Source organism: Accumulibacter sp. (assembly GCF_023806635.1).
Lineage (GTDB): Bacteria > Pseudomonadota > Gammaproteobacteria > Burkholderiales > Rhodocyclaceae > Accumulibacter.
Map to the genome: position 1 here is coordinate 15,361 of NZ_JAMTDQ010000114.1, position 25,196 is coordinate 40,556.

Sequence of the window (25,196 nt, forward strand, 5' to 3'; positions counted from 1 at the left end):
TTGCCGGGACGAAACGGTAGCAGAAATCCCGGGACCGCTGCATGACGGTGCCGTCCGGCCGAGCCCGGGGACCGGCGAGCAGCAGGCGGCGATCCGCTCCGTCGACCCGCGCAGCGCGGTCGGCTTCGCTCCCGTTGCGGTGGCGATCGACTGCATGTGCTCCCTCGCGCGACGCTCACGGAGCCGCGATCAGGTGCTCCGCGTCCGGCAGCTCGCCATCCGCCGCCCAGGCTTCGACCCGGCACAAGCGCACTTCCCAGGCGGAACGCAGCGCTCCCGCCAAGCACTGCCGCGCCGGGCGATCGGCGCGGGCGCGGATCGCGGCGGCAACGATTCCCGCCTTGCCGCTGGTGACTGCCGACAGGCGTTGCAGCGTCATGGCCGAAGGCCCGCCATCGAGCTCGACCAGCAGTTCATGCAGCAGTTCGAGGGCGACGCTGGCCTTGCCGCTCTGTGCCAGGAAGACCTCGAGCGCACCCTCGATGATGCCGGCGACTGCCCATTGGTGCAGGGGCGAAACGCGCGCAGCTTCGCCCAGCGCTGCGCTCAACCGGCTGGCCTTCAACCAGCCGCCAGCGGCCAGACGGCACAGCACGCGGGCCAGCTCGTCGGGGTGCGCGCGGCCGTCGGCGATGCCTTCGATCAGCAGGTCGGTCGCCAGCCGCCGCAGGTCGCCGTCGCGACTGGCGAGGGCGATCGACAACGCCAGCACCCCCAGCTCGGACCACGGCCGGTTGCCGGCAAACAGCGGCGTCAGGAAAGGATGCAGGGGTTCACCGGCGCTTGCCGCGAGGTCGATGCGCTCGACCATCAGGCGCACGCCGAATGCCAGCAACGCGTCGCCGTTGAGCGGCCAGAGCGTCTGCGCCCAGTCGATCAGCCAGGGCGCCGAGTAGCCGACGGCCAGCGAGCGATGCGGCGCCGATTCGTGCGCCAGGCAGGTCGGCACGGCGAGGCTCGGGGTGAACGTGCGCAGCGCCAGCGATGGGGCCGCCAGCCGCAGGCTGCCGGCGAGATGCATCAGCCAGGCGGCGCCGGCGCGAACCCTCGCCGCCGCACCCCAGGCCGGTTTCGGCAAGGGTGGCGCTCGCCAAGGCGCCGGCGAGACCTGCAGCTCGAGGCAGGGATGGATCGTTTCACGACCGTGCCGGTGGAGCGTGCGCGTCGTGGCCCGCCACTGATAGCTGGCCGGCTGCAGGACATCCGGCCAGTCGATGCGCAGGCCGAGCGCGGCCAGCGGGCCGCTGAGATCGGCGTGCGGTGCACGCGCGCGACCGGCGGCGACCCAGAGGGCCGCCTGCCTTCTGCTCTGCGCGTCCGGACCGGCACCGCCGCCAAGCGCCCAGCGAACTGCTGGCGCCCATTCGCCGCGCAGCGCACCGGCCAACGCCACCGCCTCGCCACGACCGTCGGGCGCCAGCCGCAGCAGGGCCTGCAGGAGGTCGCTGGCGAGCGGCCGCCGACCGGCCCGCGCGTAGTGGGCGAGGCGCTCGACGAAGACCTGCGGCGCGATCCAGCCCGGCGCATGGGTCGGCGTCGCCAGCGGCTGCAGCGCACCGTGCCGGTCGAGATGGCGGGCAAGCTCGCGCAGGCGCCGGTCCATGAAGCGCATCGGCCCGCGCACCTGCTGCCAGTACGGGTAGTTGGTATGCCGCGGGCCACCTTCGAGCCAGGTCAGGACGAGGTCGCGCAGGCCGTTGGGTGTCCCGGGCAGGACGAGGCCGCGCGCGTCGGCGAGCGCACCCGTGTGCATCCGCTTGACCAGCGCCTGCGTGCGCGCGGCGAAATCGCCAGGCCGGTCGTCGAACAGGCGCGCGATGCCGTCGACGATGCGCTCGACCTCCGTGGCGGAATCGACCGCCTCGATGGCGTGCGCGACGCTGTCGATCAGTTCGTCGATGCCGGCGATGGGCGACACCGGTGGCAGGGTCTTCAGGATCGGCAGGTCGGTCAGCGCGATCGCCAGGGGCGGTGGTGGCAGCGAGAAATCGACTTCGCCGGCCAATCCGCCGACGGCGCGCAGGCGAGAGGGCAGAGCCTGCACGCGCGCGCGCCATCGCCGTTCTGCCGTCATCGTTGCGGCAGCCGCCGCGGCATCGGTCAACGGCAACGGCGCCGGCCGGACGCCTGCCGTTTCGCGATCGAGCGCAGCGAGCAGGGCGCGCGCCGACGGAGCGAGTTCCCGCTCGACGGCGCGCACGCGCGCGATCTGGTCGTCGCTCCAGGTGCCGGCATGGGCGCAGAGGAACTGCGCAGCCGCCTGTTGCACGTCGCTCGCCGGATGTCGCAACGCCTCGAGCAGGACGGCGCAAGCGGCCTCGGCAAGCTCGCCCTGCGGCTTTTCCCGTTGCAGTAGCCGACCGACGAGTTTCAGCGCCGCCAGCGGCTGCGCCTTGGCCGGCAGCGCGAACAGCGGCGGCATCGCGGCCAGCGTCGGCGCGGCGGCCAGTGGCCGCCGCCGTGCGATGAGCGCGAGTTGCCTGAGTGCAAAGCCGACGACCGGGCCGGCGCGGTGGCCGAGCAACTCGCGGTAAGCCCCCTCGCGCGCGTCGAGTTCGTCGGCGCTCGGCGCCAGCCGGCAGTGCAGCCGGTGGTGACCGGCAAGAACGCTGTTGCTGCTGCTCGCCCACAGGCCGGCGAGAGTCGCGTCGAGCAGGCGCTGGCGGTCGACGCTTCCTTCGCCAGCGAGCCTGACCAGCGCGTCGCTCCAGCTCTCGTAGCCGGCCGGGCAACGCGGATTCCGGCGCGTCCAGGAGTCGTCGTAAACCTGGGTATCGATTTCGAAGAGTCGCCAGATTTCGTCGTCGAGCAGGCCGGGGTCGGCCAGCAATCGGGCGCTGAGCGGAATGTACGCGACGCCCGGCCGTGACCAGCCCGGATTGAGGTCGCTGACCATCAGCTGCAGGTAGCCGCGCAGCGAGTCGCCCTCATCCGGGCGGCGACACAGTCCGTCACGCACGAGGCCCCGCACGAAACTCCAGTGGACTCCCGGGAACTCTCCGCGCAAGCGATGGCGCAGCCAGGCATCGCGCCAGCCGGCGTCGCGCGCCGCAAACACGCGCCGCAGCAGAGCGTCCGCAGCGCGCGAACCGAGCCAGTGCACGCGCTTGGCCCGGTCGATGTTGCACAGCACGAGGACGGCCAGTGAGAGTTTGGCGTGCTGCTCGCGCCAACCGCGTCCGAGGTTGCCGCTGCGCGTCGTGGACGCCCCGGGAAGCAGTACCAGCCATTCGTTCATCACCCGTCCGCCATCGACCTCCTGCCACAGGTCGGCGGCGATCGGCGCCAGCACCCGGCGCTCTTCCGACGGCAAGGCGAGCAGGGCGTCGACGATCTCCGCGGGCGACTGGCGGACCACGAGAGCGGCGAAGTCCCTTTCGTTCATGCGCTCACCGATCCAGGCGGCCGCTCGTCCCGGCCGGCGCTGGCGGGTCCGCATCGCCGTCGCGGAACAGGCGCGCGGCGAGGATGTGCTTGCATGGTCCGCGCTCGCCCTGCGACTTGCTGAACCACGGGCACGAGCAGCGGTCACGGTCGGCGCGCAAGCGGACGTGGTGGACGACGTCAGTGCCGGTGACGGCGAAGTCGTGGCTGTCGCCGCCGCTGCCCGCCAGCAGCTCGATCTTGTCGTCGGCCAGCAGTTGCCGGGCGTCGAGCAGGCGTGGCTGCATCGCCTCGACAGCTTCGAGGTCGAAGGGGAGTTCGCGGTGGAAGTAGCGGCCGCTGCCGCAATCGTAACCGGCGAGGCCGCGCGCGCCGAGCGCCGCGAGTGCGGCCGCCACCTCGTCGGCAGTCAGGGCAGTCGCCTGCGCCACCTCGCCGACGTCGATCTCGTTCTGCCAGCGGAGTTGCGCACGCACCTTCGGCAGCGCCTTCCGCCAGGTCGCGGCAGCCAGCGTCGACAACACCTGGCCCTCGCCAGAGAAGCCGCGCTGGATTTCCGGGCTGACCAGCAGCGTCACCCGGCCGACCGCGAAGACGACTTCCCACGCCGAAGCGCCGGACACCGCGTCGCTCCAGATGCGCAGACGTTCGGCGCGCTGCACCAGTCCGGGAAGCGTACGCAGCCGCTGCACGCCGCTGACCGCGACCGCACCCGCGGCCGGCCGCTGGCTGAGGCGCAGCGAAGCACCCGACTGGACGACGAACGACGGTTGCCGGGGAACGTTGCCGAGCGGCAGGCTGCGCGCAAAGCGGCGCGCCTCGGCGCCGGCGACGTCGGCCAGCAGTACCAAGCGCGGCAGGTAGGCCTGTACCTCGCTGAATCCCTTGATCCAGCGCAGCGGCAGGCGCACCTTCTTTTCGACGACGCGCGCCTCGCCGCGACTCAGCGTGAAGGCTTCGCGACCGACTGAGAACTCGACCCGCTCGTGGTCCTGCAGGCGCATCAGCGCGGCGCGCATCGGCATGTTGAAGTCGACGTTGGTCGTTCCGCGACCGAGCCGTTCGGCGGCCAGCCCGACCGTGTCGAGATCGACACGCACGTAGACCCCGCAACAGCCGCTGAATCCCTCGAAACGCAGCATCGCATCGTTGCTCGTCACCACCGGGTCCATCTGCGGTGGCCGCGGCAGGAAGTAGTGCGTGCGGACGACGTCGAGCAGCGCCAGCAGCATGTCGGCGACGCTGCGTGGCTGTTCGATGCGGCCGTGGAAGAAATGCGGGTGTCCGTCGCCGCGCGATGAGGTGGCGAGTTGCAGCGTCTGCGCCTGTGGCGAGGCGACGACGCCCGACGGCCATGGATAGCGATAGGTGAAGTTGAGTGCGCTTGCCGACATGCGGTCGTCGCTCCGGTGAGTTGCTCGGGCAGTGCTCGGGCCGTGCCGCCGGGTGACACGGGCTGCCTGGCCGGTGTCTCGCAACGGCGTCGAAACCGGCCACGCGCGGCGCACGCGCGCGGATTCCGGCACGCGTTCGCCAGCTGCTCAGGGACAAGCGGGGCCGGCTCCAGACACATCCATCGTCGCCGCGCTGCCGACGATGCCGATTAGCGCCAGGCAGGCGCTGAGCCGGTTGTAGCTGACCAGCCGCCACCAGTCGTTGGCCGTCAGCCAGGCGAGAGCCGCCGGGCTGAATGAGAGATCACGGTACGGCAGTCGGCCCGCCAACACACCCGAATCCGCCGAGCCGTCGGTGTCGCCGTCGGCGAACGGGAAGCGGCCGTTGAGCGCCTGGTAGCCGAGCAGCCCATGGTCGGGAAGGCTCGCGCTCTCGGCACGCGCGCGGACCTCGCCGAGGACACGCTGATTGACGACGCGAAAGAGGTCGTCACGCGTGACTGCCAGGACGACGTCGTTGAAGGCCGCCGACTGTGGTCCGGAGACGAAATCCTGGTCGCCGTCGGCGTTGCTGCCGTCGAGATAGTCGGCGACCGAGTCGCCCCCCCGTTCATTTCTCGGGTCGCGGTTCTGATTGGCCAGCGGCAACCCAGGCGCGAAGATGATTGCTGCGACGTTCGGCGCGCCGTCGAGCCGCAACTCGGGGACGGTCTCGAAGTTGATCGGCTGCGCCGAGTCGTCGTCGCGAAGCGCCGGTGCTAACGCATACCATAATCCTTGTGGTTCATTAATCCGCGTATCGCCCACGTCGCGGAACTGCTCGATCTGAAGGGTTCGCCAAGGCAGGCGGCCGACATAGATTGGGCAATGGTTGCCGGCGAGCAGCAGTGCGACGCCATCGGGGTGTGTTGCGTCGGGGTGCACAGGTGCCGGACACGGCAGGCTGCCGGGGCGGTTGTCGTCACCAGCCGCGCGGCCGATCAAGGCCAGCTTCGCTTGGGCGAGCGCGGCCCCTGCCGCCTCCTTGCGTGCGACCTGGAATTGCGTCACATTGAGTTCGCCGACCAGGAGATACAGTCCCCAGAGGGTCAGCAGCGTCAGCAGCGCCAGCAGCGCAACGCCGCTCTGTCGCCGCGGTGCAGCCGCCGGCAACCGCCTGACTCCGCCTTCGGGCCGCGAGCGCATCGGCTATCTCGTCGCTGTCGGGCGACGATGAACGACGATCGTGCCACCATCGAGCAGATCCTGCGTCTCGCCGCTGCTGCTGTTGACCGTCTCCCCGACGCGTGCCCTGGTTGCCGGCAGCGCATCGGTGCCGATGACGACCCGGCCGGGATCGGCCCGCTGCGTGCGGACTCTGACGCCGCTGCCGACGTCGCCTTCGCTCTGCGGGATGCCGTTGATCCAGGCCGTTCGCCGGCCGCTGCTGCGCGTCACGACACCGTCGATGGTCAGCGTCGGCTCGCTCTGGACCGCCTGCTGGTCGAGGGCGTTGCTCTGCCGCTGGCGGTCGAGCTGCTGCCGTCGCTCGGGGGTGAAGAAGAGGCGATCGAGCGCCTCCTCGGCGGCCACCGGCAACGGCATCGCCAGCCACAGGCAGAGCAGCGGCATGCCGCTGGCGAGCCAGCGCCCGACAGCCCATGCCCGCGGTGGCGAGGGAAGCAGCCGTACGGCCAGGGCGCAGCGTCGCACACTCATTCCCCACCCGTCCGCCGTGGCGCTCGCGCCACACGCTCGCCCGCAGCGGGCTTCATCGGCCGCGCGCCATGCCCTGTGCATCAGCTGTCCACCCCTCATCTGCCCCTACCTCTCGCGCCGACTTGGTCACGCCCGCCGCCGTGCCCTGGCGACCCAAGCCGCGGCCGTCGTCGGGCTGCTGCTTCCTGGCAGCCTCACGCGCCGTCAGCCAGTCGATCTCGCACTCGGCCGCCAGATTGGCGCGGCCGCCGGAACGCTCCTCCGAGCCGGCTGGCAGCCGCTCGACGTGACAGCGGTTGATGCGGATCAGCGCCCTCGCCTGCTGCCGCAGATCGGCGAGAAAACGACTGAGATCCTCCTCGTGCAGCAACTTCAGGTCGATCTTCATCGAGCTGAGATGGAAGGCGAAATCGCCGACCTCGGCGCTGTCCAGCGGCCGCTGCGGCGACAGCTCGTAACGCAGGTCGAGCAGGCGGTGCCGGTCACGAATGTCGTTGAGCAGCTCGATCCACTCCAGCCGCGGCTCTGCGCCAATCATGCCACGCTCCTGCAGCCTGTTGAAGAGGAGCGACTTGTGCTTGATCTCGCTCTCCTCTTCGCGCACCCGCCGCAGCTTGCCATCGGCCTCGCTGCGCTGCGCGAGGGCGACCGTTCGCGCCCGCTCGGCAGCGTCGTGGAAGCGGTTCGCGGCGTACAGGGCGACGCTGCCGACGGCGACCATGAGCAATGCCAGCAGCGCGCTGGTCTGGACCTTCGGCCAGTCTTCGGCGCTGAACTTCATGCCCCGGACACCCGCCGCAGTTGCAGCCGGAAGGCGCGCGGCTGCCGTTCCCCGGCGGCTGCGTCACCACCCTTCAGCGCCTTGCCTGATTCGACATCGAAGGGCTGCTGCTGCACCTCGACCTCGAGCTGCGGGTTGCGTCGCAGCGCGTCGAGGAAACGGTTGAACACGGCGAGCACCTGACGCGGGTTGCTGTCGTCACCAAGCCGGATACTGCCGCGAACGACGAGCGTCTCGTCGCCGGGCGCTGCCGGCGCCCGGCCCTTGCCGTCACCGCCGACGAGCGACCGCGACGCCGGCGCCGGCGCCGGCATGAGCTTCCAGTCGAGCGCATCGAGCTCGATCGCCGGCGCAACGCCCAGGGCGCGACCGAGCTCCCGCCAGAGGTAGTCCGGTGATCCCGCGCTTCTCTCCACCTCGAGGTAGCGATCGATCACCCGCCGCAGGTTGTCGTTGCTCGTCGCTATCGGCGGGAAGGTGCGAACGATCTCGTCGTAACGTCGACGCGCCAGCGCCGTTTCGCTGACCAGGAGATCGACCTCCTGATTGACCTGATGGGCATCGTAAGCCTGTTTGCCGGCCCAGAGCAGGCAGGCAGCCAGCGCAACGACACCGGCCCCCTGCAGCGCCGAACGGACGAGCCAGAGGTCATAACCATGGCGTTGTTGATCATTCGCGAACTGGCTGCGCGGCGGGTCGCTGGCCAGCAGGTGCAGCAGCAGGCGGTCACAGCGACTGTCGGTCGGCAAGGTCGCAAGGCCGCTGTGCTGCGCGCAGTGCTCGAGGTCAAAGATGGCGAAGGACAGCGTGTCGCTGTCGACACAAGTGCTCTGGATCGCACTGATGGCCTGCGGATGGGCGACGAGGCAGGCCCTGATCGGCTGCTGCCGGGCGATCAGACGCTGGCTGACCAGATACTGCTGCAACTTGCGCGCCTCGGCTGCGAAGGTCTGGGCGATGCCGCCGATGCTGCTGTTCGGCAGCGGGCTGAGGCGGCTGAACTGAAGCTGCCCCTTCTCGAGGTAGCTCTGCCGGATCGACTGGTCCTGAATCGTCAGCAACAGGCAGCGCTCGTCGGCGACACCCAGTCTTCGCAGCAGCGTGGCCCCCAGCATCGACACGGAATGCACGCCGGCAAGAGCCACCCCGGAGCTGGCGAGCGCCGCCAGCCAGGGAGCGAAGAACTCGTTGTTGGTCAGCGCCGCGAGCAGGACGCGTTCATCCTTGCGCCGCGACTTCTCGTAACCGAGCGAGAGCGAGGCGGTCAGCGTCGCACTGAAGAAGTGCTGCCCGAGCTTGCGCGCGATCACCGCCTTGCGGTCGTCGCCGCGCAGGAACGGGATCTTCTCGACATGGAAGCCCTCGTCGGCGACATTGGCAAGGAGCCAGAACAGGCTCTTGCGCTTGCCTTCGAGGTAACGGAGAAAGCGCAGGCGCCCGTCCTCCGTGAAGTCGAAGGATCCCTCGTCGCTGAGCGTACCGGCGTGCCAGAGGCAGGCGGTCAGCTGGTGCGCGCTGAGATAGAGCAGGCGACGGGCAGGCATGGCTTCAGGTCTTGATCTTGCTGATCACGTCATAGACCGGACCGAGCACGGAGAGCATGATCCAGCCGAGCATGCCGCCCATCAGCAGGGTGAGCAGCGGCTCGATCAGCTGCTGCATCTTCTGCACCGATTCGCGCACGTCACGATTGTAGAAGTAGCTGACGTTGAGCAGCGCTTCGTCGAGCGCACCGGTGTTCTCGCCGACGCGCAGCATGCGGATCACCAGCGGCGGGAAGAAACCGGTACCGTGGAAGGCGGCGGTCACGTTCTGCCCTTCGACGATCAGTTGCTCGACCCGTTCCAGCCCCTGGCGGATCACCAGGTTGCCGACGACGCCCTGCGTCGTCCGGATCGACTCGAGGATCGGGATGCCCGAAGCGTAGAGCAGCGCGAAGGTGTTGGCGAAGCGCGCCAGGATGATCTTGCGCAGGATGTTGCCGAGCACGGGAACGCGCAGCTTGAGGCCATCGAAGCGCAACCTGGCCAGCGGGTTGTGGTTGAGCAGCAACCGCACGGCGAAAAAGGCGAGCAGCGGCAGCGTCGGCAGCAGGTACCAGTAGGCGACGAGCAGGTCGGACACCAGGAAGAGGATCTGCGTCTGCAGCGGCAGCACCTGTCCCATGCTCTTCACGAACAGCCGCAGCTGCGGCACCATGTAGACCATCAGGAAAAGCGTCGCGGCGATGACGATCGAACCGACGAAGGCCGGGTAGGCGGCCATCTTCCGCGTCTGCGACAGCAGTTCGTCCTCCCACTTCAGCGATTCGTTCAGGCTGTTGAGCACGTCCGGCAGGCGGCCGGTCGCCTCGCCGGCGCGCACGAGACTGACGAAGACCGCGTCGAAGACGCGGCGATGGCTCTCCATCGCCTGCGACAGCGTCTGGCCACCCTCGATCGACTCGATCAGGCTGGCGACCACTTCGCGGAAGCGCGGATGCTCGAGGCTGTCGCGCAGGTCGGTGAGCCCCTCGAGAATCGGCACGCCGGCACGGACGAGCTGCTGCAGATGGAAGCAGAAGTGGATCAGTTCGCGCCGCGGGATGCCGCCACTGCGCAGCAGGCTGCGATTGCTCAGCGGCTCGCCGCTGACCAGGTCGAGTTCCATGCGCCGCAGGCGCAGATCGAGGTCGACCAGGTTGATCGCGTCGATGCGGCCGAAAACCATGCGACCGTCCGGACTCACCGCCTTGTAGGTATACAGCGGCATGGACCTACATCCGGTCGGTCAGGTCGACGACGCGCCCGATTTCCTCGAGCGATGTCGAACCGTCGAGAACACGCCGCAGACCATCGTCCGCCAGCGTGACGACCCCCTGGTGCCGGGCCAGTTGCTGCATTTCGCGCAGCGTGCTGCGGCGGGCGATCAGTTCGTCCATGTCGGCATTGATGCGCATGAGTTCCATGATCGCCAGCCGCCCGCGATAGCCCTGGAACTCGCAGCGCTCGCAGCCGCTCGGGCGATAGATGACCGGCCGCGGCCCGTCGACCAGCTTGCCGAGCAGGTGCGCCTCGTGCGCCTCGGCCTGATAGGGAACCTTGCAGTGCACGCAGAGACGTCGGACCAGCCGTTGCGCGATGATGCCGATGATGTTGCCCGCCATGATGTCGGGCAGGATGCCGATGTCGAGCAGGCGCGGAATGGCGCCGATCGCCGAGTTGGTGTGCAGCGTCGAATAGACCTGGTGGCCGGTCATCGCCGCCCGCAGCGCCATCTCGGCGGTCTCCGCGTCGCGGATTTCGCCGACCAGGATGATGTCCGGATCCTGGCGCATCATCGAGCGGATGCCGTTGGCGAAATCGAGCTTGACCGACTCGGCCGCCGAGGTCTGCCGCACCAGCGTCATCGGATACTCGACCGGATCCTCGAGGGTCATGATGTTCACCCCCTCGGAGTTGATGTGGTTGAGCACCGAGTAGAGCGTCGTCGTCTTGCCGCTGCCGGTCGGCCCGGTGACGAGGATGATCCCCTCCGGCCGCGCGATCATCAGCTTGAGCAGGTCGAGCTGGCGCTCGGCAAGGCCGAGACCCTCGAGCGGAACGATCCCCTTCTGCCGGTCGAGGATGCGCAGGACGATGTTCTCGCCATGGATCGTCGGCTGCGCCGAAACGCGGAAATCGACCTGCCGGCCGCGCATGCTGAGCGAGATGCGTCCGTCCTGCGGCGCGCGGGTCTCGGCGATGTTCATCCCCGACATGACCTTGATACGCACCGCCATCGCCGGCCAGTAGGTCTTGTGCAACGAACGGATCTGCCGCAGCATGCCGTCGATGCGGTAGCGGATGCGCAGGAAACTCGCCTCCGGCTCGAAATGGATGTCGGAAGAATCGCGCTTGACGGCGTCGGTCATGATCGAATCGATCAGCCGCACGACCGGCTGGCTGTACTCGTCGGACGAGGACTGCAGGCCACGGAAGTCGATCTCGCCGGTCTCGATCTCGTGCAGGATGCCGTCGATCGACAGTTCGTAGCCGTAGCACAGGTCGATCGCGCGGTCGATCTCGGTCTCGCCGGCGAGCAGCGTGCTGATCTCGAGGTCGTCGCCGGCGAGCCCGCGGATCCGGTCGAGGGCGACGATGTCGTTGATGTCGGCGATCGCCACCGTCAGGCACTGGTTGGCGGCGTCGTAATCGAGCGGCAGCAGGTGGTGGCGCTTGGCGAGGTCGCGCGGCACCAGCCTGAGCGCCGAGGGATCGATGATCGCCTTCGACAGATCGACGCTCTGCTTGCCCAGGCTTTCCGACAGCGCGTCGCGCAGCGTCGCCTCGGAGACGAAGCCGAGTGCCACCAGCAACTTGCCGATCGGCCGGTTGGACTTCATCTGCTCGAGCAGCGCGATGCGCAGCTGGTCTTCGCTGAGGATGCCCTTGCTGATCAGGATCTGGCCCAGCGGCCGCGCATGCGGGTGGATGGTGGGAGCGTTCATGGCTGCGCCGGCGGACCAGGTTGATGCGGCGGAAGCGGCACGGGCAGCGCCTCAGGGCTGCAGTTCAAGGATTCGTTGCCGGGCTGCATTGCGGTCGAAAGCGGCGCGACTGAGGTCGGCGGCATTCAGCGCCATGCGATAGTACTGCAGCGCCAGCTTGCCCTGGCGCAGGTGGTCGAGGCTGACGGCGACGTTGAAGAGATAGTCGGGATTGTCGGGATCGAGTGCATAGGCCTGGAAATACGCCTGCTGCGCGTCGCTCCAGCGACGCTGCCGGGAATACAGGTTGCCGAGGGCGAAGTGCAGCGGCGGTGAATCGGGCTGCGCCGCCAGCAGCGTCTTCAGACGGCTCTCAGACTGTCCGCCATCACCGCCGCCGTGCAGGTTGATCAGCGCCGCCTGCGCCGTGGCGTCTGCCGGATCCGATTCGAGCACCCGCAGGTAGAGGTTCTGTGCCCGCTCGAGCTGGCCCTGGCGCAGCGCGATCGCCGCCAGTCCGAGCAGTGCGTCGGCATTGCGCGGATCACTGCGCAGCGCCTGCTCGTAGGCGCCCCGGGCCTCGTCGAGGCGGCCGGCCTGCCAGTCCTCGTAGGCCCTGTCGAGCGTCCGCTCGGCGTGCGGACGGCGACTGGCGGAACGGACGACGCCTGCATCGTCAGCCGGCAGGTTGCCGGCGCGCTCGTCCCGCTGGCGGCGCTCACGAGGCGCCGCCGCCGGCGGCGCAGCCGGACCCGGCACGGCCTGCGGCGACGGCGACGAGCCCGCGGCCGGCACCGGCGGCGCCGTGGGCGGCGGCGCGATCGCCGCTGGCGATGGCGGGACAGCCGGTGGTGGGCTGGCGGTTGCCGGGACGACCGGCGGCTGGACCACCGCCACCGCTGGCGGCGGGACAACCCGCGAGCCGCCGGCAAGGCCCTGCAACTGCCACCAGAAATAACCGGCGATCGCCAGCGCCGCCGCGCCACCCAGACCGACGAAGAGCCACAGCGACGTCCGCGGGCGCGGCTCCTGCTTGACGGCAAAGACGTTTTTCACCGCCGTCCGGGCGGCGTCGTCAGTGCCGCGGTCGTCCCCCGCTGCCGCCGCTGCCGCGCTGCCGCGCCGCGGCAGGGGCCCACCGACGCTGGCGGCAAGATCGGCGTCCACCGCATCGAGGTGCCGCGACAGCGGTGGCAACGAGCGACTCGATACGGTCGCCGGCGTTTCCAGCGGATCGAGGCTCAACTCGGGCGGCGCAGCCGGCTGCGCGCCGGCGGCGGCCTGCCTCTTGGCTTCCTCGGCCCGTTTCAGGGCATCCATCAGCAGGCTCACCGGAGCGGCTCCGCAGGCCGCTCGGGCAGCGAGAATGGCCGATAGACCTGATCGGTGCGGAAGAACTCGCGGTCCGGCAGCGAGTCCCTGAAGCTGCTGAAGTCGCCCTCGAGCGAGGCGTCCTTGATCACGGTCGGGCGCAGCAGGACGACGAGTTCCGTCTTGGTTGAGGAGTTGTTACGGTTGTTGAATACCTCGCCAAGGAAGGGGATGTCGCCGAGAAGCGGTAGCCGCCCCAGCCGGTTGTCCAGGCGATCCTCCATCAGGCCGCCGAGAACCGCGATGTCGCCGCTCTCGAGGCGCATCATCGACTCGATCTCGCGCATGCGGATCTGGGGAACCATATTCGGAACCGTCAGGTCAGGATTCGGATCCCTTTTCAGGTCGGCGATGCTGGAGATCGACGGCCGAACGTTGAGGGTGACCGTGCCGGTGTCACTGATCTGCGCTGTCAGGCTCATGAAGAAACCGATCGAGACGGACTGCGGCGTGGTCGTCGTGGCCTTGATCGTCCGGGCGCCAACCAAATCGTTGCCGTTAGAGAGCTCTTGCTTCACGCTGAAATACACGAAATCCTCAGAGATCTTGAGGGTCGCCGTCTGGTTGTTGAGTACCGCCAGTTTCGGACTGGACAGCACCTTCACGGTACCGAAGGCGCGCAGGAGGTCGACCGCAGCCAGAAGTTGGAGGGGGTTGGTGCCGGCGTACCGAAGCTTAAATGGCTGCACAACGCTCGGCACGTTGGTTGTCAGGGTCGGCTTCGTGAGCGAGAAGCCGGTGTCGTCAGATCTGAGTCGACTCCATTCAATACCCTGCTGGTAGCCATCGGAAAGCGTCACCTCGACGATCGTCGCCTCGATCAGTACCTGCCGCCGCGCGCTGCCCATCACCCGATCAAGGAACTCCTGGACCTTCTCGTGCTGGCGAGCGGTAGCCCGGACGGTGATCACGCCTCCTTCAGGGTTCGCAATGACCGATGCCGCTTCCCGGAAGGTCATCCGCTTGATGAGGGTGGCGCCGGTGTTCTGCAGCACGGCCGGGTTCGGGCTGCCGGCCAGGTTCTGCACGGCCTGGCCGAGCCGCGTCGCCGCGCCGGCCGGAGGCGCCGCGCCGGTGCCAGTGGTACTCTGCGACGCACTCTGCTCGGTGACGGTTTCGGTTGATCCTTCGGGAAAGACCTTGTCGGTCTCGTACAGCAGGTCCTTGAGGTTCTTCTCCAGCGACTGCCAGAAGCTGTTCTTCGACTTGTTGTCGATCTGGATGCGCGAAGTGTTCCCGGTGCCGGCGACGCCGCCGCTGCCGGTCGCCAGCGCGCTCGTCGAGATCTGCGTGTTGGTCGACAAGACGCTGGTCACTTCGCGCGAGATGTTGACGTAATCGACCTTGTAGTGTTTCAGGTAAGGCGAATCCGGCATCACGACGAGGTTCGGACCATCCATCTCGAAACGCATGTCGACCTGTTTGGCGATGCGCGTGAGCAACTGCGGCAGGGTCTGGTCGATGGCGTTGAGGGTGACGGTGCCGGTGATCCCGGGATGGATATCGACGTTGATCTTCGCGTCGCGCGCCAGCGCGAACAGCAGGTCGTGCACCTTGACGTTGTTGACGACGACGCTGTAGGTCTCGGTGCGGGCGGTCGAGCGCGGCCGCGGCAGCGCGGCGCTCTGCTGCACCGGTTGCGGAATGGCACCCGGCGGCCGTGCCACGGCCTCAGCCTGCAGGTGCCCCGGCGACGGCCCGGTGCTCAGGGTGGTCGGCGTGCAGGCGGCGAGCACCAGCAGCAACACGACGGCGTCAAGGCTTCTCGGGGACACGCTCAGGCTCGCTCCGGTGACAGGGAAAGCTGATCATACCACGTCAGGACTTCGGCACAAGTGCATGATTTTTATTACCTTCCGCAGGAGCGGCCGGAGTGGCGACGGGGCCACCGGAACGCAGCCGCGCAACCGAGCGCACGTAGGGCCGGCTCGCCGGCGAGAGTTCGCCGAGCGTCGCCAGGGCGGCGTTGGCTTCCTCGCGCGAGGCATAGTCGCCATAGATCACCCCCAGCCGCTCCCTGCCGGCCAGCAGCGAGCGATACACGCGGACCTGACCCGGATCCAGAACCTTTGAGTTTTTCGCAATGAAATCATCGATTTCGCGCTGGCTGCCGGCATCGGCCATGAGCAACTGGATGAAATGGTGACTGTCCGGAGTCCGGCGCAGCCACTCCTCGCTCGCCGCGAGGCGCTGTGCGAGACTCGGCGCCCGGGCAGCGGCAGCGCTCGCAGCCGGCGCCGCGGACCAGACCGTCGCGCGCACCGGAAGCGCCGGCGGCGGCGGGACTGCCGGAGTGGCCGGTGTGGCCGGTGTGGCCGGTGTGGCCGGTGTGGCTGGAGCGGCTGGCGTGGCCGGCGCGGCGGAAGCCGCCGGAGTGGCGGGCACCGCCGCGACCGTCGCCGTCGTCGCGACAGCGGGCGCGGCCGTGGCCACCGCAACGGTGGCCACGGCCGCCGGCGGCAGCGGCGCCGGCGTGCTCGCCGGCGCCGACTCGCCAGTCACCGCCGTGTCTGCCTTCGCCTGCGGCGGCGACCGGACCTGGCTACCGGCGCTGTGGCTGCCGGCAAGATAGGCGACCGTGGCGACGCCGAGCATCGCCATACCGGCGACGGCGGCCCACGCCCAGCGGCCGCGCGCCCGGCCGGCGATCGGCTGGAACTGCGCATCACGGATCGCCGCGCGCACCTGCGCGGCGTCGACCTGATGCCGGCCGGCGGCAAATGCGGCCAACAGCGCCTTGTCGGCGAGGATGTTGATGCGCCGCGTCAAGCCTTCGGAGCTGCGGCTGATCAACTGGACGGCACGCCGGCTGAACAGGTCGGGGCCGCGATAGCCGGCGGCGCGCAGGCGAAACATCAGGTAAGCGGCGACATCGCTGCGGTGCAGTGGCGCGAGGCTGAAGCTGTGCGTGATGCGGTCGTTGAGCTGCCGCATGGCGCTCTCGCGCAGCCGCTGATCGAGTTCCGGCTGGCCGAAGAGGACGATCTGCAGCAGCTTGTGGCGGCTCGATTCGAGGTTGGAGAGCAGGCGAATCTCTTCCAGCGCATCGGCTGGCATCGCATGCGCCTCGTCGATGAGGACGACGATCTGCCGGCCGGCGGCATAGATTTCGAGCAGGTGATCCTGCAGCGCGCGCAGCAGCAATTGTCCCTGCCCCGCCGGGAGATCGATACGCAGCTCGGCGGCGATGGCGAAGAGAATCTCGTCACGCGACAGCATCGGATTGGCGAGATAGACGGTCTCGACGTTCTCCGGCAGCTTCTCCAGCAGCATGCGGCAGAGCATCGTCTTGCCGCTGCCGACCTCGCCGCTGACCTTGACGATGCCTTCGTCGTTGGTGATCGCGTAGATCAGCGCTTCGAGTGTCGCCCCCCGGTTGGCACCGGCAAAGAAGAACTCGGTGTGCGGCGTGATGCGGAAGGGCGCCTGCTGCAACCCGAAATGCTCCAGGTACATCATGTCTCGCGCGCCGTCGCTGCCATGCGGTTGTAGAGCGTCGTCCGGTGCACTCCGAGCAGACGTGCCGCCTGGCTGACGTTGCCGTGCGCCAGCTTCAGCGCCGCTTCGATGTAGCCGCGCTCGGTGGCGTCGAGCAGGCGATCGAGACAGAAGGGTTCGCGCTGCCGCAGACGCTGCGTCGCAGCGGCGACGATGGCGTCGCTGGTACCCGAGTCGAGGGGTGCCGGCAGGACATCGCCACCGGCCGGCGAGTCGTCCGGCAGATCGAGTTCCGCCTCGAGCGCCGCCGCATCGACGATCTGTCCGGGATACCGGGTGGCCAGGCGGATGACGACGTTGCGCAACTCGCGCACGTTGCCCGGAAAGGGGTAGTCGCCCCACAGGCTTGCCGCCTCCGGCGCCAGGGCAAAGGGGAGCTGCTGCGTCTGCGCGGCGTAGTGCTGGCGGAAGTGCTCGAGCAGGAGCAGCTTGTCGTCACCCATCTCGCGCAGTGGCGGCGCGGCGATCGAGCACACCGAGAGGCGATGGTAGAGATCGGCGCGGAAGCGGCCGGCCTTGACCTCCTTGCGCAGGTCGCGGTTGGTGGCGGCGACGATGCGCGCGCGGCTGACGCGCCGCTGCGTCTCGCCGATGCGCTGATACTCGCCGTTCTCGAGGACGCGCAGCAGCTTCGCCTGCAGATCCAGCGCCAGTTCGCCGATCTCGTCGAGAAAGAGCGTGCCATCGGCCGCGTCGTCGAAGTAGCCGGCGCGACTCGCTGCGGCGCCGGTGAAGGCGCCGCGGGCATGGCCGAAGAGCGTCGCCTCGACCAGGCTGGGCGAGATCGCGGCACAATTCAGCGCCAGGAACGGCCGGTAGCGCCGCCGCGTATCATGGTGCAGGCAGCGTGAGGCGATGATCTCCTTGCCGCTGCCGGACTCTCCCTCGATCAGGACGGGGAACGGCAGGTCGGCGTACTGCCGCAGCTGCAGCCGCAGCTTCTGCATCGCCGGGCTGTTGCCGATCAGCGGCGAAACGCCTTCGCGCTGCTGCTCGTCGAGGGCGCGAAAGGCCAGCGCGCCCTCGAGCACCTGCTGCAGGTCGCCCGGGTTGCAGGGTTTGGCGACGAAATCGGCGGCGCCGAGCGTGCGCGCGTGGCGGGCGTTGCCCGCATCGCTCTGTCCGGAAAGGACGACGATGCGGATCGCCGGCGCCAGCTTGATGAGATCGGCAATCAGCGCGAATCCCTCGTCCGGGCGATGCGGCACCGGCGGCAGGCCGAGGTCGACGAGTGCCAGCTCCGGTGCCCGGCGCAATTGCCGCAGAATCTGCAGCGCGTGCGGCCGGGAATGGCTGGTGACGACCTCGAACGGCTTGCTCAGCGAGAAACTCAGGGTGTCGCAGATCAGCGGATCGTCATCGACGATCAGCAACAGGGGCTTCTCGGGCAATGCGGTTGCGGGGTGGCTGAGCATCGAAAGCGTGTCGTCACGGGGGCTGGTGGCGGTTGCATCATTATTCCACAATTATATTAACGTCAAGTAAATCACGGTAAGGCGATGAAGCGTCAGGTATAATTCGCCCTCGTTTTTCTCCCCGGATGCACGCGTGTCAGCCGAAAACCTTGTCGAGATCAGCAGTCTTGATTTTGCCTACGAAGATCGCCCGATCCTCGACGGCATCAGCCTGCAGATCCCGCGCGGCAAGGTCGTCGCCATCATGGGTGGTTCCGGTTGCGGCAAGACGACGCTGTTGCGGCTGATCGGCGGCCAGCTGAAGCCAAGCCGCGGCGAGATCCGGGTCGACGGGCAGTCGGTACCTCAGCTTGACGACGAAGAGCTGTATGCATTGCGGCGGCGGATGGGCATGCTCTTCCAGTTCGGCGCGCTGTTCACCGACATCTCGGTCTACGACAACGTCGCCTACCAGATGCGCGAACACACCGACCTGCCGGAAGAGCTGATCCGCGACATGGTGCTGATGAAACTCAACGCCGTCGGCCTGCGCGGCGCGCACGGGCTGATGCCGGCCGAGCTCTCCGGCGGCATGGCGCGGCGGGTCGCCCTCGCCCGGGCGATCGCGCTCGACCCGATGCTGATCATGTACGACGAGCCCTTCGCCGGTCTCGACCCGATTTCGCTCGGCATCATCGGCCAGTTGATCCGTCGGCTCAACGATGCCCTCGGCGCGACGACGATCATGGTCACGCACGACATCCAGGAGTCGCTGCTGATCGTCGACTACATCTATTTCATGTCCGACGGCAAGGTGATCGCGCTCGGCACCCCGGACGAGATCCGCGCGTCGCGGCATCCCTTCGTCCATCAGTTCGTCCACGCAGAGGCCGACGGACCGGTACCGTTCCACTATCCGGCCGCGCCATTGGCGCAGGAACTGCTCGCGAGGCACGCACATGGCGGATGATGCCCGGCCAGAAAACCGCATCGTCGCAACGCTCGGGCACATCGGCCACCGGGTGGTCGACGGCCTGCTCCGCCTCGGTTTCGCGACCCGCTTCTTCCTGACGGTGCTGCTGCAGTCGGGGCAGTCGTTCCGCCGTCTGCACCTGACCATCCGCGAGATCTACTTCTCGGGCTTCCAGTCGCTGCTGATCATCCTCGTCTCCGGTCTGTTCATCGGCATGGTGCTCGGCATGCAGGGCTACGAGACGCTGCAGCGCTACGGTTCGGCCGAGGCGCTTGGCGTCCTCGTCGCCCTGTCGCTGGTGCGCGAGCTCGGACCGGTGGTCGCTGCCCTGCTCTTCGCTTCGCGCGCCGGATCGTCGATCACCGCCGAGATCGGACTGATGAAGGCGACCGAGCAGCTCACGGCGATGGACATGATGGCGGTCAATCCGATCGCCCGCGTCGTCGCGCCGCGCTTCTGGGGCGGGGTCATCTCGATGCCGTTGCTGGCGGCGCTCTTCTCCGCCGCCGGCATCCTCGGCGGCTATCTGATCGGCGTCGTCTTCATCGGTGTCGACGAGGGCGCCTTCTGGTCGCAGATGCAGGCATCGGTCGATTTTCGTTACGACATCTGGAGCGGCATCGTCAAGAGCTTCGTCTTCGGCATCGCGGTATCGCTGATCGCCGTCTTCGAGGGCTACGACGCCCTGCCGACAGCCGAAGGTATCTCCGCTTCGATCAAGGGCACCGTCGTCAAGTCGGCGCTGGCGATCCTGGCGCTCGACTTCGTATTGACCTCGTTCATGTTCCGGGAGGCTTGATGAGTCGCAAGTTGCTCGACCTCTGGGTCGGTGTTTTCGTCGTCCTGGGAATGGCGGCGGTGCTCTTCCTCGCCCTCAAGGTCGGCAACCTGTCGGCGGCGAACTTTGCCGAAACGTACCCGCTGCGCGCCAAGTTTGTTAACATCGGTGGCCTGAAGGTGCGTGCGCCGGTGAAGAGCGCCGGTGTCGTCGTCGGCCGGGTCGTGGACATCCATTTCGATGCCGAATCCTACGAAGCTGTGGTGACCATCAGCATCGACGGCCGCTACCGCTTTCCGAAGGACACCTTCGCCCTGATCCTGACCGCCGGGCTGCTCGGCGAACAGTACATCGGCCTCGATCCGGGAGGTGACGAGGCGATGCTCAAGGCGGGCGAAGTGATCGGCAAGACGCAATCGGCAGTGGTGCTGGAGAAGCTGATCAGTCAGTTCATGTTCAACAAGGCGTCCGAAGGACCGAGCGAAAAATAGAAGGGGGAACCGAACGATGGGAACGCAACTGAGGAGCCGCTGGTCCTGCCTGGCCTGCGCCGCCGCGCTCGTCGCTCTTGGCGGCTGTGCGACGACGGCGAACAATCCGAAGGATCCCTTCGAGGGCTTCAACCGCGCGATGTTTGCCGTCAACGAGGGGCTCGACGTCGTCATCAAGCCGGTCGCCCAGGGCTACGACGCAGCGGCGCCGCTGCCGCTGAAGGTGGTCATCGGCAACTTCTTCGGCAACATCTGGGATGCCTGGACCGCGGTCAACAACGTGCTGCAGGGCAAGGGCCAGGACGCCGCTTCCGATCTCGGCCGGGTGCTGATCAACAGCACGCTGGGAATCGGCGGCGCTTTCGACATCGCCGGCGAGATGGGTCTGGAGAAGCACTCGGAGGATTTCGGCCAGACGCTCGGCAAGTGGGGCGTCGCCGACGGCCCCTTCTTCTACTGGCCGCTGATCGGACCGCGGACGACGCGCGACACCTTCGGCTGGATGGTCGACGTTTATGTCGATCCGGTCTGGCACCTCGACGACGTGGCGCTGCGCAACAGTCTCGCGGCAACCCGTTACATCAACCTGCGCGCCAGCCTGCTGCCGTCGGACAAGGTGGTCGAGGAAGCCGCCTTCGACCGCTATGAATACATCCGGGACGCCTACCTGCAGCACCGCCGCAGCGAGATCTTCGATGGCGCGCAACCGCATGAGGTGATCGTCGACGAACCGGCGCGCTAGACCTCCACCGAGACTGCCACGACCCACCGGGCGTGCACCGGCAAACCATCCCTGTCTGGAAAACGATCATGAAGTTCGCACTGGCCCTGCTGTTCGCCCTGTTCTGCAACCTGACGCCCGCACTGGCACAGGAAAACGCTCCGGACGCCCTCGTCCGCAAGGTTACCGACGACGTCCTCACCGTCGTCCGCCAGGACAAGGATATCCGCAGCGGCAACACGCGCAAGGCCATCGACCTGGTCGAGACGAAGGTCCTGCCCTACTTCAACTTCCAGCGCATGACGGCCCTTGCCGTCGGGCGGGACTGGAACAAGGCGACGCCCGAACAGAAGACACGCCTCGCCGAGGAGTTCAAGACGCTGCTCGTCCGCACCTATGCCAACGCTCTGACCTCCTACAAGGACCAGAGGATCGTCTACAAGCCGACCCGGTTGCAGCCCGACGACAGCAGTGTCGTCGTCCGTACCGAGGTGGTGCAGCCCGGCAGCCAGGCGGTCCAGCTCGATTACGAACTGGCGAAGCAGGGCGACGGCTGGCAGGTGTACGACGTGCGGGTGGCCGGTGTCAGCCTGGTGACGAACTACCGCGACACCTTCAGCCAGGAGGTTCGCAGCAATGGCATCGACGGCCTGATCGCGCTGCTCGGCAAGCGCAACAAGGAACTCCAGGCAGGCAAGTCATGATCGTCGGCACGGACGGCGGGCTGCGAGTCAGCGCGCCGATGGTGATCGCCAACGCACGCTCACTGCTCGCTGCCGGACGCAGCTGCCTGCACGCCCGTGCGGCGGCGTCGCTCACCGTCCTCGACCTCGCCGAGGTCGGCGAAGTCGACTCGTCGGCCGTCAGCCTGATCCTCGCCTGGTTGCGCACCGCCGGCGAACGTGGTCTGCAGCTGCGCATCATCAATCCGCCGGCAAGCCTGCTCAGCCTGGCCTCGCTCTACGGCGTAGCCGAACTCCTGCCGCTGGCCTGAGGCGGCCCGCTGCTTGCCACGACCAATGGGCGTTGCGGTTGCCATCGATCGCGTCGAGAAGCGCTTCGCCGCCGTGCAGGCACTCGCCGGGGTATCGCTGCGGATCGACGAGGGTGAGTTCTTCGGCCTGCTGGGGCCGAACGGCGCCGGCAAGACGACGCTGATTTCCTGCCTGGCCGGTCTCAGCCGGCCGGACGCGGGCAGCTTGGCCGTCCTCGGGCACGACGTCGTCCGCGACTACCGCGCCGCCCGCCGCCTGCTCGGCGTGGTGCCACAGGAACTGGTCTTCGACCCCTTCTTCTCGGTCCGCGAGACGCTGCGCATCCAGTCGGGCTACTTCGGCATCCGCAACAACGATGACTGGATCGACGAGATCCTCGCCAACCTCGATCTCGTCGCCAAGGCCGACACCAACATGCGGCGGCTGTCCGGCGGCATGAAGCGGCGGGTGCTGGTTGCCCAGGCGCTGGTGCACAAGCCGCCGGTGATCGTCCTCGACGAGCCGACCGCTGGCGTCGATGTCGAACTGCGGCAGGGCCTCTGGCAGTTCGTCCGTCGTCTCAATCGCGACGGCCACACGGTGATCCTGACGACGCACTACCTCGAAGAAGCCGAATCGCTCTGTGGCCGCATCGCCATGCTCAAGCAGGGGCGCGTGGTGGCGCTCGACTCGACCGCCAACCTGCTGGCTCGCTTCGCCGGGCAGACGCTGAGCCTGCGCCTGGCGCCGCCGGCAGCGCTGCCACGACACCTGGCCGTGCAGGCAACGAGGGTCGACGGGTACTGGGCCTTCCCGCTTGCCGGAGCCCGCGAGGTCGAGCGGCTGCTGGCCGAACTGCGGCAGGCAGGTTGTGTCATCGACGAGCTGCGGCTGACCCAGAGCGATCTTGAGGATGTTTTCCTCGGCGTCATGCACAACGCTGCCGACAGCCAGAGCAACGACCGATGACCGGCTTTCGCACGCTGCTCTACAAGGAAGTCCTTCGTTTCTGGAAAGTCAGCTTCCAGACCATTGCCGCACCGGTGTTGACGGCGCTGCTCTACCTGCTGATCTTCGCGCACGTTCTCGAAGCGCACGTGCAGGTGCATGGCGTCCCCTACACCGCTTTCCTGATCCCCGGTCTGGTGATGATGTCGGCGCTGCAGAATGCCTTCGCCAACAGTTCGTCGAGCCTGATCCAGTCGAAGGTGACGGGTAGCGTCGTCTTCGTCCTGCTGCCACCGATCTCCTACGGCGAGTTCTTCCTCGCCTACGTCGTCGCCGCCATGCTGCGTGGCCTGATGGTCGGCACCGGCGTGCTGCTGGCGACGATCTGGTTTGCCGTGCCCGCGGTCGAGGCACCGCTGTGGATTCTCGTCTTCATCCTTTTTGGCGGCGGGATCATGGGCGCCCTGGGGATGATCGCCGGCATCTGGGCCGACAAGTTCGACCAGCTCGCCGGCTTCCAGAACTTCCTGATCATGCCGCTGACCATGCTCTCCGGCGTCTTCTACTCGATCCATTCGCTCCCCGGCTTCTGGCAGCAGGTATCGCATTTCAACCCTGTGTTCTATATGATCGACGGCTTTCGTTACGGCTTCTTCGGCGTCTCGGACGTGCCGCCGGAGACCAGCCTGGCGGTCGTCGGCAGCAGCTTCGCCCTGGTATCGGCAGCCACGCTGCTGCTGCTGCGCAGCGGCTACAAACTGAGATCCTGAATCATGATGCACCCTGAACGAGTCCAAGAGTTGATCGCCTCTGGCCTGCCCTGCGAACACCTGCAGGTCAGCGGCGACGGCCACCACTTCGAGGCGTTGATCGTCAGCGCCAGCTTCGCCGGCAGGAACCGCGTGCAGCGCCAGCAACTGGTCAACCGGATCCTGCAGCAGCATTTCGACTCCGGCGAGCTGCACGCGCTGTCGATGAAGACGCAGACCCCGGAAGAGTGGCGGAGTGTCCGGCGTGGATAAGCTGCTGATCGAGGGAGGCCGGAGGCTCGCCGGCGAAGTCGCGATTTCCGGTGCCAAGAACGCCGCCCTGCCGATCCTCTGCGCCAGCCTGCTCAGCGCCGAACCGCTGCATCTGCGCAACGTGCCGCAACTGCGGGACGTGGCGACGATGCTGCGGCTGATCGAGCAGATGGGCGTCCAGGTCAGCCGCGAGGGGACTTCCGAAGTCGTCCTCGACAGTCGCAACCTCGACAATCCGCTCGCCCCGTACGACATGGTCAAGACCATGCGCGCGTCGATCCTCGTCCTCGGTCCACTGCTGGCGCGCCACGGCGAGGCCCGGGTGTCGCTGCCGGGCGGCTGTGCCATCGGCGCCAGACCGGTCGAGCAGCATATCCGCGGTCTGCAGGCAATGGGCGCAGAGATCCAGGTCGAGCACGGCTATATCCATGCCCGCATTGCCGGCGGCAGGCGGCGCCTGCAAGGCACCCGCATCGTCACCGACATGGTCACCGTCACCGGCACCGAGAACCTGATGATGGCGGCGGTTCTCGCCGACGGCGAGACGACGATCGAGAATGCCGCCCGCGAACCGGAGGTGATCGATCTCGCCGACTGCCTCGTGTCGATGGGCGCGCGCATCTCCGGCGCCGGCAGCGACCGTATCCGCGTCTACGGCGTCGAGCGCCTGCATGGCGCATCGCACACGGTGATGGCCGACCGCATCGAAACCGGCACCTACCTCTGTGCGGCAGCGGCGACCGGCGGCAGCGTCCGGCTGACCCACACTTCGGCCGCCTACCTCGACGTCGTCGTCGACAAGCTCCTCGACGCCGGCTGCGAGATCGTCGCCGAGCGCGAGGCGATCCGCCTCGTGGCGCCGCGGCGTCTGAAGGCGGTCAGCGTCCGCACCTCGCCCTACCCGGCATTCCCGACCGACATGCAGGCGCAGTTCATGGCCGTCAACTGCATCGCCGAGGGTTCGGCGGTGATCCGCGAGACGATCTTCGAGAATCGCTTCATGCACGCCGTCGAACTGATCCGGCTGGGTGCCGACATCAGGATCGACGCCAGCAACGCGATGGTCACCGGCGTCGAGAAGTTGCAGGGGGCGACAGTCATGGCGACCGACCTGCGCGCGTCGGCCAGCCTGGTCATTGCCGGTCTGGTGGCGGATGGAGAGACGCTGATCGACCGCATCTACCACCTCGACCGCGGCTATGAACGGATCGAGGAGAAGCTCGGGCAGCTCGGCGCCATCGTCCGACGCGTCCGCTGAGCGCCGCGTGAACCCGTTCTTGCCGGCAGCGGCGCGCGGCAGATGAACGGTGCCGCACGCCAGC

General features: G+C 67.8%; 22 protein-coding genes. 10 read left to right on the forward strand and 12 right to left on the reverse strand.

The features are described from left to right. Positions 1–175: 175 nt before the first annotated feature. The 12 genes from NFW30_RS19495 to NFW30_RS19550 all read right to left on the reverse strand — a co-directional run bounded on the left by NFW30_RS19495 (position 176) and on the right by NFW30_RS19550 (position 17,988). Positions 176–3,385, reverse strand: a complete 3,210-nt coding sequence (locus NFW30_RS19495) for a DUF6493 family protein (protein WP_295356012.1) — start codon at positions 3,383–3,385, stop codon at positions 176–178. Between the two features lie 4 nt (positions 3,386–3,389). Then, the gene (locus NFW30_RS19500; RefSeq protein WP_295356011.1) at positions 3,390–4,778 is read right to left on the reverse strand and encodes an SWIM zinc finger family protein; all 1,389 of its coding nucleotides are present in this window, start codon (positions 4,776–4,778) and stop codon (positions 3,390–3,392) included. 147 nt (positions 4,779–4,925) lie between these two features. Continuing rightward, positions 4,926–5,963 (reverse strand): hypothetical protein, encoded by a 1,038-nt coding sequence (locus NFW30_RS19505; RefSeq protein WP_295356010.1) that lies wholly within the window; start codon positions 5,961–5,963, stop codon positions 4,926–4,928. A 3-nt stretch (positions 5,964–5,966) separates the two neighbouring features. After that, positions 5,967–6,476, reverse strand: a complete 510-nt coding sequence (locus tag NFW30_RS19510) for a hypothetical protein (protein ID WP_295356009.1) — start codon at positions 6,474–6,476, stop codon at positions 5,967–5,969. A gap of 52 nt (positions 6,477–6,528) precedes the next feature. Beyond that, complete coding sequence (locus NFW30_RS19515; RefSeq protein WP_295356008.1) at positions 6,529–7,257, reverse strand: hypothetical protein; 729 nt, start codon at positions 7,255–7,257, stop codon at positions 6,529–6,531. After that, complete coding sequence (locus NFW30_RS19520; protein ID WP_295356007.1) at positions 7,254–8,801, reverse strand: hypothetical protein; 1,548 nt, start codon at positions 8,799–8,801, stop codon at positions 7,254–7,256. Before NFW30_RS19520 ends, NFW30_RS19515 begins: the two co-directional genes overlap by 4 nt. A gap of 4 nt (positions 8,802–8,805) precedes the next feature. After that, positions 8,806–10,008: a type II secretion system F family protein gene (locus tag NFW30_RS19525; RefSeq protein ID WP_295356006.1), complete on the reverse strand. Its 1,203-nt coding sequence runs from the start codon at positions 10,006–10,008 to the stop codon at positions 8,806–8,808. Positions 10,009–10,012: 4 nt separating this feature from the next. Beyond that, positions 10,013–11,725 carry a type II/IV secretion system protein gene (locus tag NFW30_RS19530; RefSeq protein ID WP_295356005.1) on the reverse strand — a complete coding sequence of 571 codons (1,713 nt, stop codon included), beginning with the start codon at positions 11,723–11,725 and terminating at the stop codon, positions 10,013–10,015. A gap of 51 nt (positions 11,726–11,776) precedes the next feature. Beyond that, positions 11,777–13,036 (reverse strand): tetratricopeptide repeat protein, encoded by a 1,260-nt coding sequence (locus tag NFW30_RS19535; RefSeq protein ID WP_295356004.1) that lies wholly within the window; start codon positions 13,034–13,036, stop codon positions 11,777–11,779. Then, a complete protein-coding gene (locus NFW30_RS19540; protein ID WP_295356003.1) occupies positions 13,033–14,850 on the reverse strand; it encodes a type II and III secretion system protein in 1,818 nt (605 codons plus the stop codon). Before NFW30_RS19540 ends, NFW30_RS19535 begins: the two co-directional genes overlap by 4 nt. 43 nt (positions 14,851–14,893) lie before the next feature. Then, entirely contained in the window at positions 14,894–16,534 is a 1,641-nt protein-coding gene (locus NFW30_RS19545) for an AAA family ATPase (RefSeq protein WP_295356002.1), read from the reverse strand. Next, positions 16,531–17,988: a sigma-54 dependent transcriptional regulator gene (locus NFW30_RS19550; RefSeq protein ID WP_295356001.1), complete on the reverse strand. Its 1,458-nt coding sequence runs from the start codon at positions 17,986–17,988 to the stop codon at positions 16,531–16,533. The genes NFW30_RS19545 and NFW30_RS19550 overlap by 4 nt, the downstream gene beginning before the upstream one ends. 133 nt (positions 17,989–18,121) lie before the next feature. Between NFW30_RS19550 and NFW30_RS19555 the strand changes: the two genes are divergently transcribed. From NFW30_RS19555 to murA, 10 genes are all read left to right on the forward strand, one after another. After that, positions 18,122–18,937 carry an ABC transporter ATP-binding protein gene (locus NFW30_RS19555; protein WP_034941900.1) on the forward strand — a complete coding sequence of 272 codons (816 nt, stop codon included), beginning with the start codon at positions 18,122–18,124 and terminating at the stop codon, positions 18,935–18,937. After that, positions 18,927–19,739 carry a lipid asymmetry maintenance ABC transporter permease subunit MlaE gene (gene mlaE / locus NFW30_RS19560; RefSeq protein WP_295356000.1) on the forward strand — a complete coding sequence of 271 codons (813 nt, stop codon included), beginning with the start codon at positions 18,927–18,929 and terminating at the stop codon, positions 19,737–19,739. The genes NFW30_RS19555 and mlaE overlap by 11 nt, the downstream gene beginning before the upstream one ends. Next, positions 19,739–20,209 (forward strand): outer membrane lipid asymmetry maintenance protein MlaD, encoded by a 471-nt coding sequence (gene mlaD / locus NFW30_RS19565; RefSeq protein WP_295355999.1) that lies wholly within the window; start codon positions 19,739–19,741, stop codon positions 20,207–20,209. The genes mlaE and mlaD overlap by 1 nt, the downstream gene beginning before the upstream one ends. A 16-nt stretch (positions 20,210–20,225) precedes the next feature. Continuing rightward, positions 20,226–20,951, forward strand: coding sequence for a VacJ family lipoprotein (locus tag NFW30_RS19570; RefSeq protein ID WP_295355998.1), 726 nt, complete (start codon positions 20,226–20,228; stop codon positions 20,949–20,951). A 68-nt stretch (positions 20,952–21,019) separates the two neighbouring features. Then, positions 21,020–21,634: an ABC transporter substrate-binding protein gene (locus tag NFW30_RS19575; protein ID WP_295355997.1), complete on the forward strand. Its 615-nt coding sequence runs from the start codon at positions 21,020–21,022 to the stop codon at positions 21,632–21,634. Further along, complete coding sequence (locus NFW30_RS19580; RefSeq protein WP_295355996.1) at positions 21,631–21,924, forward strand: STAS domain-containing protein; 294 nt, start codon at positions 21,631–21,633, stop codon at positions 21,922–21,924. The genes NFW30_RS19575 and NFW30_RS19580 overlap by 4 nt, the downstream gene beginning before the upstream one ends. Before the next feature lie 25 nt (positions 21,925–21,949). Continuing rightward, positions 21,950–22,873 carry an ABC transporter ATP-binding protein gene (locus tag NFW30_RS19585; protein WP_295355995.1) on the forward strand — a complete coding sequence of 308 codons (924 nt, stop codon included), beginning with the start codon at positions 21,950–21,952 and terminating at the stop codon, positions 22,871–22,873. Continuing rightward, positions 22,870–23,622 carry an ABC transporter permease gene (locus tag NFW30_RS19590; protein WP_295355994.1) on the forward strand — a complete coding sequence of 251 codons (753 nt, stop codon included), beginning with the start codon at positions 22,870–22,872 and terminating at the stop codon, positions 23,620–23,622. The genes NFW30_RS19585 and NFW30_RS19590 overlap by 4 nt, the downstream gene beginning before the upstream one ends. After that, positions 23,623–23,874 carry a BolA/IbaG family iron-sulfur metabolism protein gene (locus NFW30_RS19595; RefSeq protein WP_295356052.1) on the forward strand — a complete coding sequence of 84 codons (252 nt, stop codon included), beginning with the start codon at positions 23,623–23,625 and terminating at the stop codon, positions 23,872–23,874. Beyond that, entirely contained in the window at positions 23,867–25,132 is a 1,266-nt protein-coding gene (murA, locus tag NFW30_RS19600; protein ID WP_295355993.1) for a UDP-N-acetylglucosamine 1-carboxyvinyltransferase, read from the forward strand. The genes NFW30_RS19595 and murA overlap by 8 nt, the downstream gene beginning before the upstream one ends. Positions 25,133–25,196: the final 64 nt, after the last annotated feature.

What these genes read in the sequence shown, in the direction of transcription:
- mlaD (WP_295355999.1), top strand. Translation starts at nt 19,739, where the DNA reads ATGAGTCGCAAGTTGCTCGACCTCTGGGTCGGTGTTTTCGTCGTCCTG.
- NFW30_RS19575 (WP_295355997.1), top strand. Translation starts at nt 21,020, where the DNA reads ATGAAGTTCGCACTGGCCCTGCTGTTCGCCCTGTTCTGCAACCTGACG.
- NFW30_RS19525 (WP_295356006.1), bottom strand. Translation starts at nt 10,008, where the DNA reads ATGCCGCTGTATACCTACAAGGCGGTGAGTCCGGACGGTCGCATGGTT.
- NFW30_RS19545 (WP_295356002.1), bottom strand. Translation starts at nt 16,534, where the DNA reads ATGATGTACCTGGAGCATTTCGGGTTGCAGCAGGCGCCCTTCCGCATC.
- NFW30_RS19580 (WP_295355996.1), top strand. Translation starts at nt 21,631, where the DNA reads ATGATCGTCGGCACGGACGGCGGGCTGCGAGTCAGCGCGCCGATGGTG.
- NFW30_RS19500 (WP_295356011.1), bottom strand. Translation starts at nt 4,778, where the DNA reads ATGTCGGCAAGCGCACTCAACTTCACCTATCGCTATCCATGGCCGTCG.
- mlaE (WP_295356000.1), top strand. Translation starts at nt 18,927, where the DNA reads ATGGCGGATGATGCCCGGCCAGAAAACCGCATCGTCGCAACGCTCGGG.
- NFW30_RS19530 (WP_295356005.1), bottom strand. Translation starts at nt 11,725, where the DNA reads ATGAACGCTCCCACCATCCACCCGCATGCGCGGCCGCTGGGCCAGATC.
- NFW30_RS19550 (WP_295356001.1), bottom strand. Translation starts at nt 17,988, where the DNA reads ATGCTCAGCCACCCCGCAACCGCATTGCCCGAGAAGCCCCTGTTGCTG.
- NFW30_RS19570 (WP_295355998.1), top strand. Translation starts at nt 20,226, where the DNA reads ATGGGAACGCAACTGAGGAGCCGCTGGTCCTGCCTGGCCTGCGCCGCC.
- NFW30_RS19515 (WP_295356008.1), bottom strand. Translation starts at nt 7,257, where the DNA reads ATGAAGTTCAGCGCCGAAGACTGGCCGAAGGTCCAGACCAGCGCGCTG.
- NFW30_RS19520 (WP_295356007.1), bottom strand. Translation starts at nt 8,801, where the DNA reads ATGCCTGCCCGTCGCCTGCTCTATCTCAGCGCGCACCAGCTGACCGCC.
- NFW30_RS19585 (WP_295355995.1), top strand. Translation starts at nt 21,950, where the DNA reads ATGGGCGTTGCGGTTGCCATCGATCGCGTCGAGAAGCGCTTCGCCGCC.
- NFW30_RS19505 (WP_295356010.1), bottom strand. Translation starts at nt 5,963, where the DNA reads ATGCGCTCGCGGCCCGAAGGCGGAGTCAGGCGGTTGCCGGCGGCTGCA.
- NFW30_RS19590 (WP_295355994.1), top strand. Translation starts at nt 22,870, where the DNA reads ATGACCGGCTTTCGCACGCTGCTCTACAAGGAAGTCCTTCGTTTCTGG.
- NFW30_RS19495 (WP_295356012.1), bottom strand. Translation starts at nt 3,385, where the DNA reads ATGAACGAAAGGGACTTCGCCGCTCTCGTGGTCCGCCAGTCGCCCGCG.
- NFW30_RS19510 (WP_295356009.1), bottom strand. Translation starts at nt 6,476, where the DNA reads ATGAGTGTGCGACGCTGCGCCCTGGCCGTACGGCTGCTTCCCTCGCCA.